Below are 14,189 nucleotides of genomic sequence, written 5' to 3' on the forward strand. Positions count from 1 at the left end.
AGGGATAAGTTTTTATAATGGCTTCGAGGCCATTTTGAGATTTAAGAATTACTCATTTTAAACTCTGAAATACAAAATGCTCGAGAAATGCTTCCAGTTCTTTGGGGTCTTTTTTTTCTGAAAAATCACAAAGGCGAGGTAAGTGTTGCATAAAATAATATTGAAAATGACTCATTTCTACCAAAGAACTTGCTAAAGTTTTGGCATATGGATAACCAGGTTTATAATCCAAAAAGACATCTGCTATCAGAGAACAAAGATCCTTAAAAGGCTTAAATAGCATTTCTCTGTTTAATTCATCTATGTTTTTGGCTAAATATGTTTTGCTTCCTTCCGCAATCGCAATATAGTAAAGAGCCTTTTGGTCAATGTCAAGTATACTTTGTTCCTCGTTGTCTTCCCAAACCAGTAAATCTATAATTTTTTTTATTTTTTCTTCAGGGTCAATGATATTGTTTAATTTGAAAATCACTTGAAACTCTACAAAAGCCCAATATAAGTCCACTAAATAAATGAGCAGTTTATGTTTATTCTCAAAATATCTATAAACGGAGGCCTCGGTGGTAGGAATAGCAACGGCCAATTTTTTAAAAGTAAAATTTTCATAACCTATTTCGTTAATCAATTCAATAGACTTCCTTATCATCTGCTTACCTAAACCGCTAGTTTCGGGGTCTCTCAAATAAAGAGCTTTGTTCATTTTTACTTGAAATCCTATCTGCATAAAAAATACTTTATAATATTAAAACATCGATGGAACAAAGTTAAACAAATATTTGTAATAGTATTACTATTATAACAATTATTTATTATCTTTGTTGAAAGAAAAAACACTTTTATGGAAAAACCAAGCATTTTAGCAGCTTTAAGTAAGATATTCAAACTATTGTGGCTTGATAAACAAGATATAACTGCTATATATTTCTATTCAATTTTTGCGGGATTGGTTTCCCTTTCACTGCCTTTGGGTATACAAACCATTATAGGTTTTGTCCAAGCAGGCAGCTTGTCAACTTCTATTATTGTTCTTATAATATTAGTTTTGATTGGAACCTTCATTGGGGGTTTTTTGCAAGTTAAACAACTAGAACTAATTGAAAAAATCGAACAAAAGCTATATTTCCGATACACACTTGACTATGCAGAGAGATTACCTAGACTAAATATTGAAAAATTAGAGGGTTATTATTTACCAGAAATAGTTAACAGATACTTTGATTTGCCAAGTCTTCAAAAAAGTTTGCACAAATTGCTAGTAGATATACCTGCTGCGTTTATTCAGATTCTTTTCGGAATAATTCTACTATCGTTTTATCATCCTCTGTTTATTGCGTTCGGTTTGATTTTGTTTACAGCAATATTTTTGATAATCCGCTCCACTTCAAAAGGAGGATTCCAGACTTCATTAGAAACCAGTGATTACAAATACAAAATAGCTGCGTGGCTTCAAGAAATGGCAAGAGGAATAAAAACATTTAAATATTCGCAAAATTCCCATTTGCATTTGCAAAAAGCAGATAATTTATTATCTGGTTATTTAAAAGCAAGAACGAGCCATTTCGAAATATTAAAAATTCAGTTTTGGATTTTAATTGTTTTTAAGACAATAATTGTTGCATCAATGTTGATTTTAGGTGTGGTTTTATTAATCCAACAGCAAATTAATATTGGCCAGTTTATAGCAGCAGATATTGTAATAATCGTGATTCTGACTTCGGTCGAAAAAATGATTAGCAACCTTGATCAAATCTATGAATCATTAACATCAGTAGAAAAACTTGATAAAATATCTAAAGCTGCAATAGAAGATACTGGAAGTTCGATATTAGAAGAAAACAACCAAGGCTTAAGTGTAGAGTTTAGGGATGTTTACTTTAAATATAAAAACGAAGAACCATTAATTGACAATTTGAATTTCAAGATCAATTCAGGAGAGTGGGTTTTGCTAAAAGGAAATTTCGGATCTGGAAAATCTACCGTATTTAGACTTTTAGGGGGAGTTGTAAACAAACAAAATGGACAAGTGCTTATAAATGACTTACCAATTGGCAGTTATGACCTCGCATCACTAAGAAACCAAATGGGAATATTGTCAGGAAATCAAGAGATATTTGATGGCACCTTATACGAAAACATTACGCTTGGAAATAAAAAAATAAGCCTAGCAGCGGTACAGAACATCATTAAACTTACTGGCTTGGATGTTTATGTAAACAAAATGGAAAAAGGAATAAATACGCCCTTAATGCCATTTGGATTGCAATTGGCTTCAAAAATTAAATATCAAATATTGTTATGTAGGGCTTTGATATTGCCTAAAAACATCTTTTTGATAGAAGATCCCTTTAAGTTTTACAACCAAGAACAATTTGAGCCAATCTTTGATTTTCTAAAAGAAAGGCAATCAACCGTAATTATGACTTCAAATAATGATAATCATAAATCATATTTTAATCAAATCATTGAATTGAAAAACTAATGAATAATTTATTAAAAAAATCTTTGGATGGCGACTCTGGTTTAGAAGAGAAATACGATTCGCTTAATCACTTATATCACATTGATAAAAAATCAAAAATCAGAAAATGGTTTTTAGGAATTTCCATTGGTGCTGCTATTGTTCTTTTCTTGCCTTGGACCCAAAATATAAGGGCAAAAGGAAAAGTAACCACTTTAAATCAACAATATAGACCTCAAGCTCTCAACACGCTTTTACCTGGCAAAATTGTAAAATGGTATGCTTCAGAGGGAGATTTTGTAAAAAAAGGAGATACCATAATTCAACTTTCGGAAGTAAAAACAGAATATTTGGATCCTTTTCTAACTGAAAATTACGGAAAACAAATAGAAGCAAAAACATTAAGTTCGGAAGGCTATCTAAATAAAGCCAAAACTTCTGAAATACAGATTTCGGCACTAAAAGAAGGCTTAAGGCTAAAAATTTCGGCCAATAGTAACAAAATAGAACAACAGTTATTAAAAATTTCGAGTGATAGCTTAGACCTGGTGGCGGAAGAAAATGCCTTAAATGCCTATAGTAGGCAAATAGAAGCCGCAAAAACGATGCTAGACCAAGGTGCACTTTCTATGGTGGAGTTTGAGAAAAGAAGAGTAAACTTTCAGAATAGCAAAGCCAAAGTGAATAGCGTAAGCAACAAACTTAACCAGAGCAAACAGGAATTGCTTAATCTAAAAATTGAGCGAAATAGTATTTTTCAAGATTATCAAGAGAAAATTTCGAAAGCCGACGGAGATAGGTTTAGTAGCATTTCTGCCGCTAGATCTACTGAGGCGGAAATATCAAAATTAAAGAATCAAATGGCCAGCTATGCTGTTAGGCAAGGAATGCTATTCATCTTAGCTCCACAAGATGGGCAAATCGTAAAAACAAAAAAAGCGGGTATAGGTGAAGTGCTAAAAGAGGCTGATGTAATAGCCGAAGTTGTTCCAGAAATGCCTGATAAAGCAGTCGAATTGTATATTCAACCCATGGATTTGCCACTGTTGAGTCTTGGACAAAATATCAGGTTTGTTTTTGATGGCTTTCCAGCAATTGTGTTTAGTGGCTGGCCAAATTCAAGCTATGGTACATTTGGTGGAAAAGTAACCTATATTGAAACTTCAGCCAACGAAAGCGGCCTTTTTAGGGTTTTGGTAGCACCTGATGAAAAATGGCCAGATATGCTAAAAATAGGAGGCGGGGCTAACGGTATTGCTTTGCTAAAAGATGTTCCAATTTATTTCGAACTATGGAGAAACATCAACGGATTCCCACCAGAATATTATCAATTTAAAAAAGATGAAAAGACTAAATAATATTATATTTCTTTTATTAAGTTTTGGGTCCTTCACACAGGCCCAAACTTTAACATTGGATAGATTTCTTCGACAAATAGAAGAAAATCATCCTATTGTCAAACAGGCTGACTTAAAGATTGGTCAGTCTAGATATGCCGTGCTAGCAGCAAAAGGAATCTTTGACCCTCAGCTAAACTATAGTTTTGATTCGAAGAAACTGTTAGGCGATACCTATTATAATTTGAACACACCCGAACTTAGCCTTTTTACGCCAATCGGCTTAAAAGTAAAAATGGGTATGGAAAACGCTTCTGGTAAATACCTTAATGCCGAACGCACCAGTGGGAATTTGAGTTATTTTGGATTGGAAATGCCCTTGCTAAAAGATTTTATCTTAGATAAAAAAAGGGCAACATTAAAGCAAGCAGCGGTTTTGGTTCAAAGTAATGAAGTAGACAAAAGAAATGCTTTGAATGATTTATTTCTATCAGCTTTGAGCGATTACTATGAATGGGCTAGAAACTACCAGCAGATATTGGTTCTAGAAAAAAACCTCAATAATGCCCAAGAAAGATTTCAATTAACCAAAGTTTTAGAAAAAAACGGAGATAAGTCAGGTATTGATACTACAGAGGCTTTAAGTCAACTAATTTCAATTCAATTAATGCTTGAGAATAGTTTTCAGTCTTATAATAAATCAGCTATTCTATTGTCAAGTTATGTGTGGGATCAGAATGGCGAGCCGATGTTATTGACCAATCAGACCATTCCCGATACTTTGATTCTTAAAAGTTTGCCAAGTATTCCTGTCGTAGAGTCTCTGATACAGAATATTGATATGCATCCACAAATTAGATTTTACGACCTCAAAAGGAATCAATTAGAAATAGAACAAAGGCTAAAAAAACAAGCACTTATGCCTGATTTAAGAGTTAAGATGAATCTTTTATCCAAAGATTATTACAGCTTTGAGCCAGCAATGTATTCACAATTAAACAATAACTACAAAATTGGCTTGAGCCTAAACGTTCCCTTGCTTTTTAGGGAAGGACGTGGTGAATATCAGAAATCAGTCTTAAAATTAAAAGAAAACGACTGGCTTCTTAAACAAAAAAATTGGGATTTAGAGACTAAAATCCGAGGCCACCAAGCCGAAATATTGGCCTTAGCAAAACAGATTAAAATATCTGAGCAATTGCTAGGCAACTACGAGTCATTGCTAAATTTAGAAGAGATAAGGTTTTCTCAAGGAGAAAGTTCCTTGTTTATCATAAACTCAAGACAGAATAAATCTCTAGAGGCACAATTGAAATTGGTAGAACTCAAAAATAAGTATCTACAGACATGGTTTAAACAACAATGGGCTGCAGGAATCATCAACAATTAAATAAAAATCTCATGATACAGCTACAGGTAATAGGAAGAACTGAAAATCAAATGAGTCAAATCAAAGATTTAATTCTTAAATATAAATATGCAAAATCAATAGAAATTGACTGGAATAGAACAAGCTATAAAGCAGAAGGAAGTGAGGAGATTGTTCATAAGCTTAGTTGCATAACCAAGGCTGCTTTTTTTACAGAAATTCAAAAATTAATCCACGACCAGTTTGAAGAAAAATCTATAGAGATTTATGCTATACCCTTAAGTTATTTCGATTGGAGTCTAAACGAAAACTTAAAGCAAGAACATTAAAGTAGTTTGAAAAGTGTTCTTGCACTTATGGCTATAATCAATAATCCTACAGCGACCATGGCTGGTTTACGTGGGATTTTATTAACCAAATAAGCTCCAATTGGAGCTGCTATTACTCCACCAACAATTAGTCCAGTTATTACTTGCCAGCCATTTACGCCTTCAAACATCAAAAAAGTTAGTCCACTAGCGAAGGCTATTGCAAACTCAGCGGCATTGACTGAGCCAATGGTATAGCGAGGGTCTCGACCTCTTCCAATAAGCGTTGAAGTAACGATGGGGCCCCAGCCTCCTCCGCCTATGGCATCCATAAAACCACCAAAAACAGCCAGAACGCCTAATTGTTTGGTGGCTTTTTTGGGTCTCTTTTTTCTTAAAGCTTTATAAATAATAATGGAAGCCAGAATTATCATATAAATAGCTATATATGGCTTAATCAGATCTCCATTAATAACATCTGACAGAAGATATGCTCCAATTATTGAGCCAATTACGCCAGGAATTATTAGCATTTTAGCTAATTTTTTGTTGATATTACCGAATTTGTGGTGAGAGATAGTTGAAGCTCCAGTTGTAAACATTTCGGCTACGTGAACACCTGTGCTACTAATGGCAGGAGGAATACCAAAAGCTAACAAAAAAGAGGTTGAAGTAGCACCATAACCCATTCCTAAGGTGCCATCTACCAACTGGGCAAACAATCCAATCAACAGAAAAATGAAAAAGTCAGAGGAAAAACCTTCACTGATATTAGCAAAAGTAAACCTTGATGAATAATTATAAAATAAAACTGAAAACAATACAAAAAGCATCAACATTGGGATTATATACCACCAATATTGAGATTCTATCGTATTTGCTTGACTTCTATTTTGCGATTTCATCCAGATTTCATTTAAAAAACTTCGACAAAATTATATTAATATATTTAATCTACCAAATTAGTAGACTATTAAATTTGTGTTATAATTTTAAAGTTATTATTCCTATCAAATCAAAATAGTCACTATTTTAAATTCCATAGAAATAAAGAAATCATGATAGATTATCTCCGATTAGGCTAATTGAAAGTTCTAAATAGAATTGTTTCTTATATTCAAAGTTTATAGATTTAAGGCTTAATAAAATAATCAACCTAGAAAAGTATGAAAGCGATCAAGCTTGTTTTTTGTCTATTTGTGTTAAATAATTTAAATGCTCAAAACATTAAAGTAATGACCTTCAACATCCGCTACAATACGGAGCGAGATGGGATCAACAAATGGGACAACAGAAAAGATAGAGCTGCTGAAATGGTGAAATTTTATGAGGCTGATTTCTGTGGCATGCAAGAGGCTTTGATTGGCCAAATCAATGATTTACAAGAAAGATTGCCAGAATATGCACACTTTGGATTAGGCCGCGATGACGGAAAGGAAAAGGGCGAGTTCTCCCCTATTTTTTACAGCAAAACCAAGTTTAAATTGCTTAAAAATGAAACGTTTTGGTTAAGCGAAACTCCCGAAAAACCTAGCAAAGGTTGGGATGCCAATTTGCCAAGAATTGTGACTTGGGGTTATTTTCAAGATATTAAAAGCAAAAAGAAATTTTATGTTTTTAATACACATTATGACCATATTGGTCAAGTAGCGAGAGCCGAAAGCTCAAAATTGATTTTAAGAAAAATAAAGGAAATTGCAGGAAATGAATTGGCAATTTTAACAGGAGATTTTAATGCAACACCAACGGAAGAACCCATTAAAATAATTCTAAGTGAACTAACAGAAACCTCCACCTTAAGCCAGAGCCCACATTTTGGGCCTGAAAGCACCTTTAACGGTTTTGAAGCTAAAGAAGTTGACAACCGGAGAATTGATTATGTTTTTGTAAATAAGCCAAAAACAAATGTTTTAAAACACGCTACACTAACCAATACTTGGGGAGGTTTATTTGCTTCCGATCATCATCCCGTATTGGCTGTTATAAATATTTCTATAAAATAAGATTCCATCTTTTGCATAAAAAGTGTATTGAAATTTACTTTTTAAAGCTCATAAATAGCCAATTATTAAAAAAATTTAATAATTTTACATTAAAACCTTAATATATATTTCATGAAAAAACTACTGCTCATAATTAGCATTTTCTTTTTTACTAATTCGATTTTTGCTCAGCATACCATTATACCTGCTCCTGTAAGTTTTGAAAGTACGGATGCCATGTTTATGCTTGACCAACAAACCAGCCTAGACATAAAAAATGGCAATCCTGAACTATTGAAAATAGTCGAAAATTTTCAACAATTCCTAAAAAATGGCGGCACAAATGTTGAAATTAAATCAGTTGCCAATCCTGACAGAAGCAATAAGGCACTTATTTTAGAAATTTTAAAAGACAAAGATGCATCTCTTGGAAATGAGGGATATACACTTGAAGTTAAAGAAAATACGGTTGAAATAGCAGCAAATGCCAATGGTGGAATATTTAACGGTTTACAAACACTAAGACAAATGTTGCCGAGAGATTTTGAATCGAAAGATTATCCTAGCGGAATGGGTATGTTGATGGGTTGCAAAATTAAGGATTATCCAAGGTTTGGTTGGAGAGGTTTGATGTTTGACGATAGTCGCCATTTTTTCGGAGTGGATGCCGTGAAAGAATATATCGACAAAATGGCCCAATACAAATTCAATGTTTTCCATTGGCACTTGACAGACGACGAAGGTTGGAGAATTGAGATAAAGTCGCTTCCAAAACTAACAGAAATTGGGGCATGGCGAGTTGAACGTTTTGGAAGATTTGGAGATACGCGTCCACAACCAAAAGAAGGCGAAAAAGCAACTTATGGTGGTTTTTATACCCAAGAACAAATCAAGGATGTTATAAAATATGCGGCTGAAAGAAATATTACGATAGTACCTGAAATTGATATTCCAGGCCACAGTATGGCAGCATTAGCAGCTTATCCCGAACTTTCAACTTTGAAAAAACCAACTATGGTAAACCCAGGAGCTAAGTTTGCGGAATGGTATGGAGACGGAAAATTTGAAATGTTGATCGAAAATACACTGAATCCTGCCGACGAGAAGGTTTACGATTTTGTAAACAAAGTTATGACGGAAGTTGCGATGTTGTTTCCAGGACAATACATTCACATGGGAGGAGATGAATCTTATCATGGATATTGGGAAAGAGACGCTTCTGTGCAAGCTTTTATGAAAAAGAATAAAATAAAAGATACCCACGAATTGCAAAGCTATTTTGTGAAAAGAGTAGAGAAGATAGTGAGCTCAAAAGGCAAAAAACTAATAGGTTGGGACGAAATATTAGAAGGTGGATTGGCTCCAGGTGCCGCAGTGATGAGCTGGAGAGGCATGAAGGGCGGAATTGAGGCTGCTAAAATGGGTGTTCCAGTTGTGATGACACCAACCACTTACGCCTACATAGATTATACCCAAGGCGATAAAAGTGTTGAAAACCCAATTTATGCCAGCTTGTCTTTAGAGAAATCATTCGAGTTTGAGCCAGTTCCGGAGGGTGTCGAAGCTAAGTATATACTAGGTGGTCAAGCCAATTTATGGACAGAGGTGATTCCAAACTTGCAATTTGCATTTTACATGACTTACCCAAGAGCTTTTGCTACTTCTGAGGTGCTTTGGAGTCCATTAGAAAAGAAAAGTTGGGATTCATTTATAAATCGTACAGAATCGCATTTCTATAGATTTGATGCTGCTAAAACCAATATTTCTAGAGCAGTATTTGAGCCTATCGTGACAGTAAAAAAGGTGGACGAAAAAATAATGGTTGAACTGAGCAATCATGTGCCTAATACCGAACTATTTTATACAATAGATAATACTTATCCAGTAAATTTCGGAAATAAATACACTGGACCTTTTGAAGTTCCAAATGGTAATCTTAGTCTTAGAACTCAATCTTTCAGAAATGGACAATCACTTGGCAGAGAATTAATTATACCTTATGAAGAATTGGTAAAAAGGGCCAAATAAAAAAATGGCATAATTGTTTTCAGTAAAATTTTCCAAAAGTAGGGTCATTTAAATTGGCTCTACTTTTTTGTTTTATCCTGGTTCTTCGCATTTTAATATTTTTTATTGCCTTATTTATATCTATCAAAGGAGAGGATAAAAACTTCTAAAAGTCTGATTAAGCGGCACAATAATTGCTTATAAAAATTTGTTTTTAAGCAATTATTATTGAGTGAAATGTTAACAAATTTAAGTTTAGTTCTAACGCTGCTTTTGCACGTTTTTAGCTTTAGCTATATACCTAGCCACAAACACATTACCAAACGTTATAGTATACATGGTATTGACTTATCTCACCATCAAAAAAACGTTGATTGGGAAAGAGTTGCCAATCACGGTGATTTTAAAATAAGTTTTTGTTTTCTTAAAGCTACCGAAGGTGGAGATTTTCAAGATACCAAATTTCAGCATAATTGGAGAGAAAGTAAAGAAGCAGGAATATCAAGAGGAGCATATCATTTTTACAATCCAAGCAAAAATGCCGTTGTTCAAGCCAGAAATTTTATAAATAATGTAAAACTTCAAGAAGGAGATTTAGCACCTGTTTTAGATTTTGAAAAAGACGTAAACAATGTTAGTGTTGCTACTGTACGTAAAAATTTAACCAAATGGCTACAAATTGTTGAAAAACATTATGGTATTAAACCCATAATTTATTCCAACACTTTTATTTATAACAAATACATCAAAGGCCATTTCAAAGATACGCCACTATGGTTAGCCGACTATCAATCTGGGAATATTCACAGCTTGGTTAAAAGCCCGAATCTAAAGATATGGCAATACACCGAAAAAGGACGCGTAAGTGGTGTTGCAGGAAATGTTGATATCAATGCATTTGTAGGCAATCAAGAAGAGTTTGAAAGTTTAAAGTTAGGTTATGAAGAAGCTGACTTTGAAATTGAGATAGAATCTGTGACTAAAAAATAAGTTTCACTTCCTGTTTTTTAGGGGAATTATATATCTGCAAGCTGTCCAAATTTCATCGATAGCCGAAACTTTTACATCTTGCAATCCGAACCGTGAGGCAATGGCTTTTACTGAATGATAATCAAGATCAGTTGCTACTCCAGAAGTTTTTTTTGGCCAAGAAATCCAAATCATTCCGTTTGGTTTCATTTTCTCGAAAAGTGTTGATAGTTCTAATTTCAGGGCATCTTGATTTTTTTCGAAAACATGAATAAAATCGGCAAATTCTCCTTCTTCACATTCTTCAACATCTGGAATTTCTATCAATAAGTCAAAGTAATTCTCAGGTATATTCTTTAAAATCACCTTTTGACCGTCCTTTAAGCCTAGTTTTTTGAAAAGAGGGTTGGGCATTATTTCCTTTTCATTAATATTTTCCAATCTAAATACTCTATTTCGCCATTTTCAGAACTACCACTTTCAATAATAAGTATCAGTTTCCAATTTTGGCTATCTTTTTCAAAAGTCAATTCTTTTGAATCTATCAAATTTCCTTCCAATTCTTTTAAACTGCTCAAATCAAAATCAATTTTCTCGGTATCGTTAATCGTAAATTCCAATATGTTTTTTTCTAATTTAGTCTTTAAGGAATTACCAGCTACTGTTCTTGAAAACACATCTTCTTTATACTGACTCACATCTGAAGAAATCATATAATCAGCATTATGCAATTCAATAAAATTTTCATTCTTTCTACTGAAATATCTGTATTTCACATAAGATTGCTTAGACGGAAGATTGAGCAGATTTAATACCAATTGACTCCTTTGGTATTCGTTTTTCTCATTCTTAAGTTCTTGAAATTGCTTCGGACTCAAGTATTTTTCAAAAATTTCCACACGATTTTCAGAAAGATATTCCAAAGAAGCATAAAGCTTGTCCTGATCTAAGCTATCTAATTTCAAACCTTTCGGAACTTCAATTTTCCCTGCTTTTAAAAGCTTATTTTTCTCTAACACACTTTCCATTCTTCCAACTTGGTTTTTTCTAGAACTTTGGAATGCATTGTAAGGTGCATAAATAGCTAAAAGACTAATAATCAACAAAGAAAGAGGTATAACTTTAATATTATCAACTTTAGAAAAAGAAAAATATAGGCAAATTCCTAAAAGCCATATAGCCAGTAATGCCACAAAATATCGAGGTTCTGAAAGTCCATATTGATGTATTCTCACATAAATAGCCACCAACATCAAACCTACCAATGGCAGCAAAATCCAATAATAAGCCCTAGAAAATATTTGAATCCACTTATTGGTATTTTTTAGAGGGTTGATGAGTAAAAAGGCCAATATGCCGAAAATTGCACTTGCCAAAACCATAATACTTACCCAGCCTTTTGGCAATGACCAAGCCACCAAAATCTTAAATTCATAAGCTACAAGAATCGCTAAATAAATAGCCACCAATGGCAATAAGACGTATTGCGTAAAATATTTTAGACCAATCGGATAGGCATTGTCTTCGTCAATAATTTCCAGCTTTGGGATTTTTGAGGTAAAAATCCAAGTATTTACAAAGCCGTTTATCCCAATCCAAATGTACGGATACCAATCGTTGCTTAATTTTATTTCGAACAGGCTCTGGATTCCAAGCAATGCCACAACTAGCCCAATACTTAGCGTTACACTATACAGGAAACCAGTTAGAATAGAAATGAACAAGTGCTTATTGTATTGCCAAAAACCAGAAATTTGCTTGTTTAAAAAAAAAGGTGCGACCGAAACCAATAAATGAAAAGCAACAATCAAAACCGCGTATTTTATAAAAAAAGACTTGTTATATAATAAATCTTTAGGATCTGGAGCGTCTAAAAAATAGAAAAAAAGAAGAAATAAGATTCCAATGGCCAAAGAAGGTAATTTTAACTTGGGATTTCTTTCTCCAAAAATCTCAGCACTAAAAAACAATGGAACACCTAAAAGAAACGTAATTCCGATTTTCACAACTTCATTATTCTCATTATCTTCTGTAGCTAAGTAAATCATAGAAATAGTGGCTACTAAACTACTCAAAAGTGTAAATGAAAACCTTTTCAATGAAAATGAAAATGCATTTGAGACAGTTTTGAGGTTTTCAAGAGATAGAAATTTGGCCATGGTTTTTTTTGTCTAAATTAGTGAAAATTGTTTCTTTTCTAAACATTTCCTTATAATTTTAATCATGGTCTAAAATTCAACCAAAACCAAATGAAACTTTTTAAAATTACCTTAACTGCTCTCGTTTTTTCAAGTCTTTTTAGTTGCAAAACTAGCCAAATTAAAAGCCCAGCTCCCATTTATCCAATACCAACAACTGATCAATTAGCCTGGCATGAACTCGAGACTTATGCTTTTATTCATTTTACCACCAATACTTTTACAGGAAAAGAATGGGGATATGGTGACGAAAGTCCTTCAATAGTGAACCCAACGGATATGAATGTAGACCAATGGGTAAAAACCATAAAAGATGCAGGACTAAAAGCAGTGATATTAACTTGCAAACACCACGACGGATTTGTGCTCTGGCCAAGTAAGTACACCGACCACTCCATAGCGGCAAGTCCTTATAAAAACGGCAAAGGCGACATTGTAAAAGAAGTGTCAGAAGCTTGTAAAAAATACAGTTTAAAATTTGGGGTATACTTGTCTCCTTGGGATAGAAACCGAGCAGATTATGGAAGTCCTTCCTATGTGGAATATTACAGAAATCAACTAAAAGAACTTTTTGCAGCTTATGGGCCGATTTTCGAAATGTGGTTTGACGGAGCCAATGGTGGAGATGGCTATTATGGAGGAAGCAAAGAAAAACGTAAAATCAATGGCAGATCTTATTACGATTGGCCAAAAACTATTGAACTGGTAAGAGACCTTGAACCAAAGATTTTGTTTTTTAGTGATGCTGGTCCAGAGATAAGATGGGTTGGAAACGAACGCGGTGTAGCTGGCAGAACCAACTGGAATAGCATAAGCCGGGATACGCTTTATGCAGGTAAAGCTGGTATAGAAGGCCTATTAAATACAGGCCATGAAAAAGGAAAAGATTGGGTGCCTGCCGAAGTTGATGTGAGCATTAGACCGGGTTGGTTTTATCACAAAGAAGAAGATGATAAAGTAAAAACACCTGAAAAGCTTTTCGAAATCTATATGACTTCGGTAGGTAGAGGCTCTAATCTTTTATTAAATATTCCTCCTGACAGAAGAGGCCAAGTACATGAAAACGACGTAAAGTCACTATTGGAATGGAGAAAAATGCTAAACGAAAAGTTTTCAAATAACCTTGCGGCGAATGCCAAAGTTACCGTTAATTCTATTTTCAATAAAAACACGAAAGCCCAAAACCTTTGTGATGGAGATACAAAAACCTATTGGGCAGCTGCAGAAAATACCAATTCGGCTGTGGTAGAGCTGGATTTAGGTAAAACTCAAGTGGTAAATTTCGTAGAAATACAAGAATACATAGCTCTTGGCCAAAGAGTTAAAAGTTTTGCATTAGATGTTTGGAAAAATAACGAATGGAAACAAGTAGCACAAGAAACTACGATAGGGTATAAAAGAATTGTAGAAATAGAAAAAACACAAACTTCAAAAATCAGGATTAGGATTTTGGACGCAAAAGCAGCAGTAGTTCTGAGTGAAGTGAAAGTTTGGTAAGAAATATTAAAAAGAAAAAGGCAAATCGTTAAAATGATTTGCCTTTTTCATAAAATGAAGTTTA

At 33.8% G+C, this 14,189-nt stretch carries 12 protein-coding genes; 8 read left to right on the forward strand and 4 right to left on the reverse strand.

Annotation, left to right across the window (positions count from 1 at the left end; genetic code table 11):
* Positions 1 to 52: 52 nt before the first annotated feature.
* The gene (locus EGI22_RS08385) at positions 53 to 700 is read right to left on the reverse strand and encodes a TetR/AcrR family transcriptional regulator (protein ID WP_255067720.1); all 648 of its coding nucleotides are present in this window, start codon (positions 698 to 700) and stop codon (positions 53 to 55) included.
* Positions 701 to 838: 138 nt separating this feature from the next.
* Between EGI22_RS08385 and EGI22_RS08390 the strand changes: the two genes are divergently transcribed.
* Genes EGI22_RS08390 through EGI22_RS08405 form a run of 4 tightly spaced genes read left to right on the forward strand, consistent with a single transcriptional unit; the run spans position 839 to position 5,493 of the window.
* On the forward strand, positions 839 to 2,479 hold the full coding sequence (locus EGI22_RS08390) for an ABC transporter transmembrane domain-containing protein (RefSeq protein WP_255067721.1): 1,641 nt from the start codon (positions 839 to 841) through the stop codon (positions 2,477 to 2,479).
* A complete protein-coding gene (locus EGI22_RS08395) occupies positions 2,479 to 3,816 on the forward strand; it encodes an HlyD family secretion protein (RefSeq protein ID WP_255067723.1) in 1,338 nt (445 codons plus the stop codon). The genes EGI22_RS08390 and EGI22_RS08395 overlap by 1 nt, the downstream gene beginning before the upstream one ends.
* Positions 3,800 to 5,185 (forward strand): TolC family protein, encoded by a 1,386-nt coding sequence (locus EGI22_RS08400; RefSeq protein ID WP_255067724.1) that lies wholly within the window; start codon positions 3,800 to 3,802, stop codon positions 5,183 to 5,185. The genes EGI22_RS08395 and EGI22_RS08400 overlap by 17 nt, the downstream gene beginning before the upstream one ends.
* 11 nt (positions 5,186 to 5,196) lie before the next feature.
* A complete protein-coding gene (locus EGI22_RS08405) occupies positions 5,197 to 5,493 on the forward strand; it encodes a hypothetical protein (protein ID WP_255067725.1) in 297 nt (98 codons plus the stop codon).
* On the opposite strand, the gene EGI22_RS08410 is transcribed toward EGI22_RS08405, so the two are convergent.
* Entirely contained in the window at positions 5,490 to 6,377 is an 888-nt protein-coding gene (locus tag EGI22_RS08410; protein WP_255067727.1) for a sulfite exporter TauE/SafE family protein, read from the reverse strand. The two genes, EGI22_RS08405 and EGI22_RS08410, sit on opposite strands and share 4 nt — an antisense overlap.
* 330 nt (positions 6,378 to 6,707) lie before the next feature.
* Between EGI22_RS08410 and EGI22_RS08415 the strand changes: the two genes are divergently transcribed.
* The 3 genes from EGI22_RS08415 (at position 6,708) to EGI22_RS08425 (ending at position 10,451) form a co-directional block, all read left to right on the forward strand.
* Positions 6,708 to 7,475 carry an endonuclease/exonuclease/phosphatase family protein gene (locus tag EGI22_RS08415; RefSeq protein WP_255067728.1) on the forward strand — a complete coding sequence of 256 codons (768 nt, stop codon included), beginning with the start codon at positions 6,708 to 6,710 and terminating at the stop codon, positions 7,473 to 7,475.
* Positions 7,476 to 7,586: 111 nt separating this feature from the next.
* Entirely contained in the window at positions 7,587 to 9,482 is a 1,896-nt protein-coding gene (locus EGI22_RS08420) for a beta-N-acetylhexosaminidase (protein ID WP_255067729.1), read from the forward strand.
* 216 nt (positions 9,483 to 9,698) lie between these two features.
* Complete coding sequence (locus EGI22_RS08425) at positions 9,699 to 10,451, forward strand: glycoside hydrolase family 25 protein (protein WP_255067731.1); 753 nt, start codon at positions 9,699 to 9,701, stop codon at positions 10,449 to 10,451.
* Between the two features lie 3 nt (positions 10,452 to 10,454).
* Here the strand turns inward: EGI22_RS08425 and EGI22_RS08430 are convergent, their stop codons facing one another.
* Both EGI22_RS08430 and EGI22_RS08435 read right to left on the reverse strand, forming a co-directional pair.
* Positions 10,455 to 10,844, reverse strand: a complete 390-nt coding sequence (locus tag EGI22_RS08430) for a DUF3052 domain-containing protein (protein WP_255067732.1) — start codon at positions 10,842 to 10,844, stop codon at positions 10,455 to 10,457.
* Positions 10,844 to 12,589, reverse strand: coding sequence for a DUF4153 domain-containing protein (locus EGI22_RS08435; RefSeq protein WP_255067733.1), 1,746 nt, complete (start codon positions 12,587 to 12,589; stop codon positions 10,844 to 10,846). The genes EGI22_RS08430 and EGI22_RS08435 overlap by 1 nt, the downstream gene beginning before the upstream one ends.
* A 90-nt stretch (positions 12,590 to 12,679) precedes the next feature.
* Here EGI22_RS08435 and EGI22_RS08440 point away from each other — a divergent pair, with 90 nt between their 5' ends.
* Positions 12,680 to 14,125, forward strand: coding sequence for an alpha-L-fucosidase (locus tag EGI22_RS08440; protein ID WP_255067734.1), 1,446 nt, complete (start codon positions 12,680 to 12,682; stop codon positions 14,123 to 14,125).
* The last annotated feature ends 64 nt before the right edge of the window (positions 14,126 to 14,189 follow it).

It is taken from the genome of Lacihabitans sp. LS3-19 (genome assembly GCF_024343575.1).
GTDB lineage: Bacteria > Bacteroidota > Bacteroidia > Cytophagales > Spirosomataceae > Leadbetterella.

Excerpts from the sequence above, each read along its gene's own strand:
- EGI22_RS08385 (WP_255067720.1), bottom strand. The coding sequence starts at position 700 with ATGAACAAAGCTCTTTATTTGAGAGACCCCGAAACTAGCGGTTTAGGT.
- EGI22_RS08390 (WP_255067721.1), top strand. The coding sequence starts at position 839 with ATGGAAAAACCAAGCATTTTAGCAGCTTTAAGTAAGATATTCAAACTA.
- EGI22_RS08395 (WP_255067723.1), top strand. The coding sequence starts at position 2,479 with ATGAATAATTTATTAAAAAAATCTTTGGATGGCGACTCTGGTTTAGAA.
- EGI22_RS08400 (WP_255067724.1), top strand. The coding sequence starts at position 3,800 with ATGAAAAGACTAAATAATATTATATTTCTTTTATTAAGTTTTGGGTCC.
- EGI22_RS08405 (WP_255067725.1), top strand. The coding sequence starts at position 5,197 with ATGATACAGCTACAGGTAATAGGAAGAACTGAAAATCAAATGAGTCAA.
- EGI22_RS08410 (WP_255067727.1), bottom strand. The coding sequence starts at position 6,377 with ATGAAATCGCAAAATAGAAGTCAAGCAAATACGATAGAATCTCAATAT.
- EGI22_RS08415 (WP_255067728.1), top strand. The coding sequence starts at position 6,708 with ATGACCTTCAACATCCGCTACAATACGGAGCGAGATGGGATCAACAAA.
- EGI22_RS08420 (WP_255067729.1), top strand. The coding sequence starts at position 7,587 with ATGAAAAAACTACTGCTCATAATTAGCATTTTCTTTTTTACTAATTCG.
- EGI22_RS08425 (WP_255067731.1), top strand. The coding sequence starts at position 9,699 with ATGTTAACAAATTTAAGTTTAGTTCTAACGCTGCTTTTGCACGTTTTT.
- EGI22_RS08430 (WP_255067732.1), bottom strand. The coding sequence starts at position 10,844 with ATGCCCAACCCTCTTTTCAAAAAACTAGGCTTAAAGGACGGTCAAAAG.
- EGI22_RS08435 (WP_255067733.1), bottom strand. The coding sequence starts at position 12,589 with ATGGCCAAATTTCTATCTCTTGAAAACCTCAAAACTGTCTCAAATGCA.
- EGI22_RS08440 (WP_255067734.1), top strand. The coding sequence starts at position 12,680 with ATGAAACTTTTTAAAATTACCTTAACTGCTCTCGTTTTTTCAAGTCTT.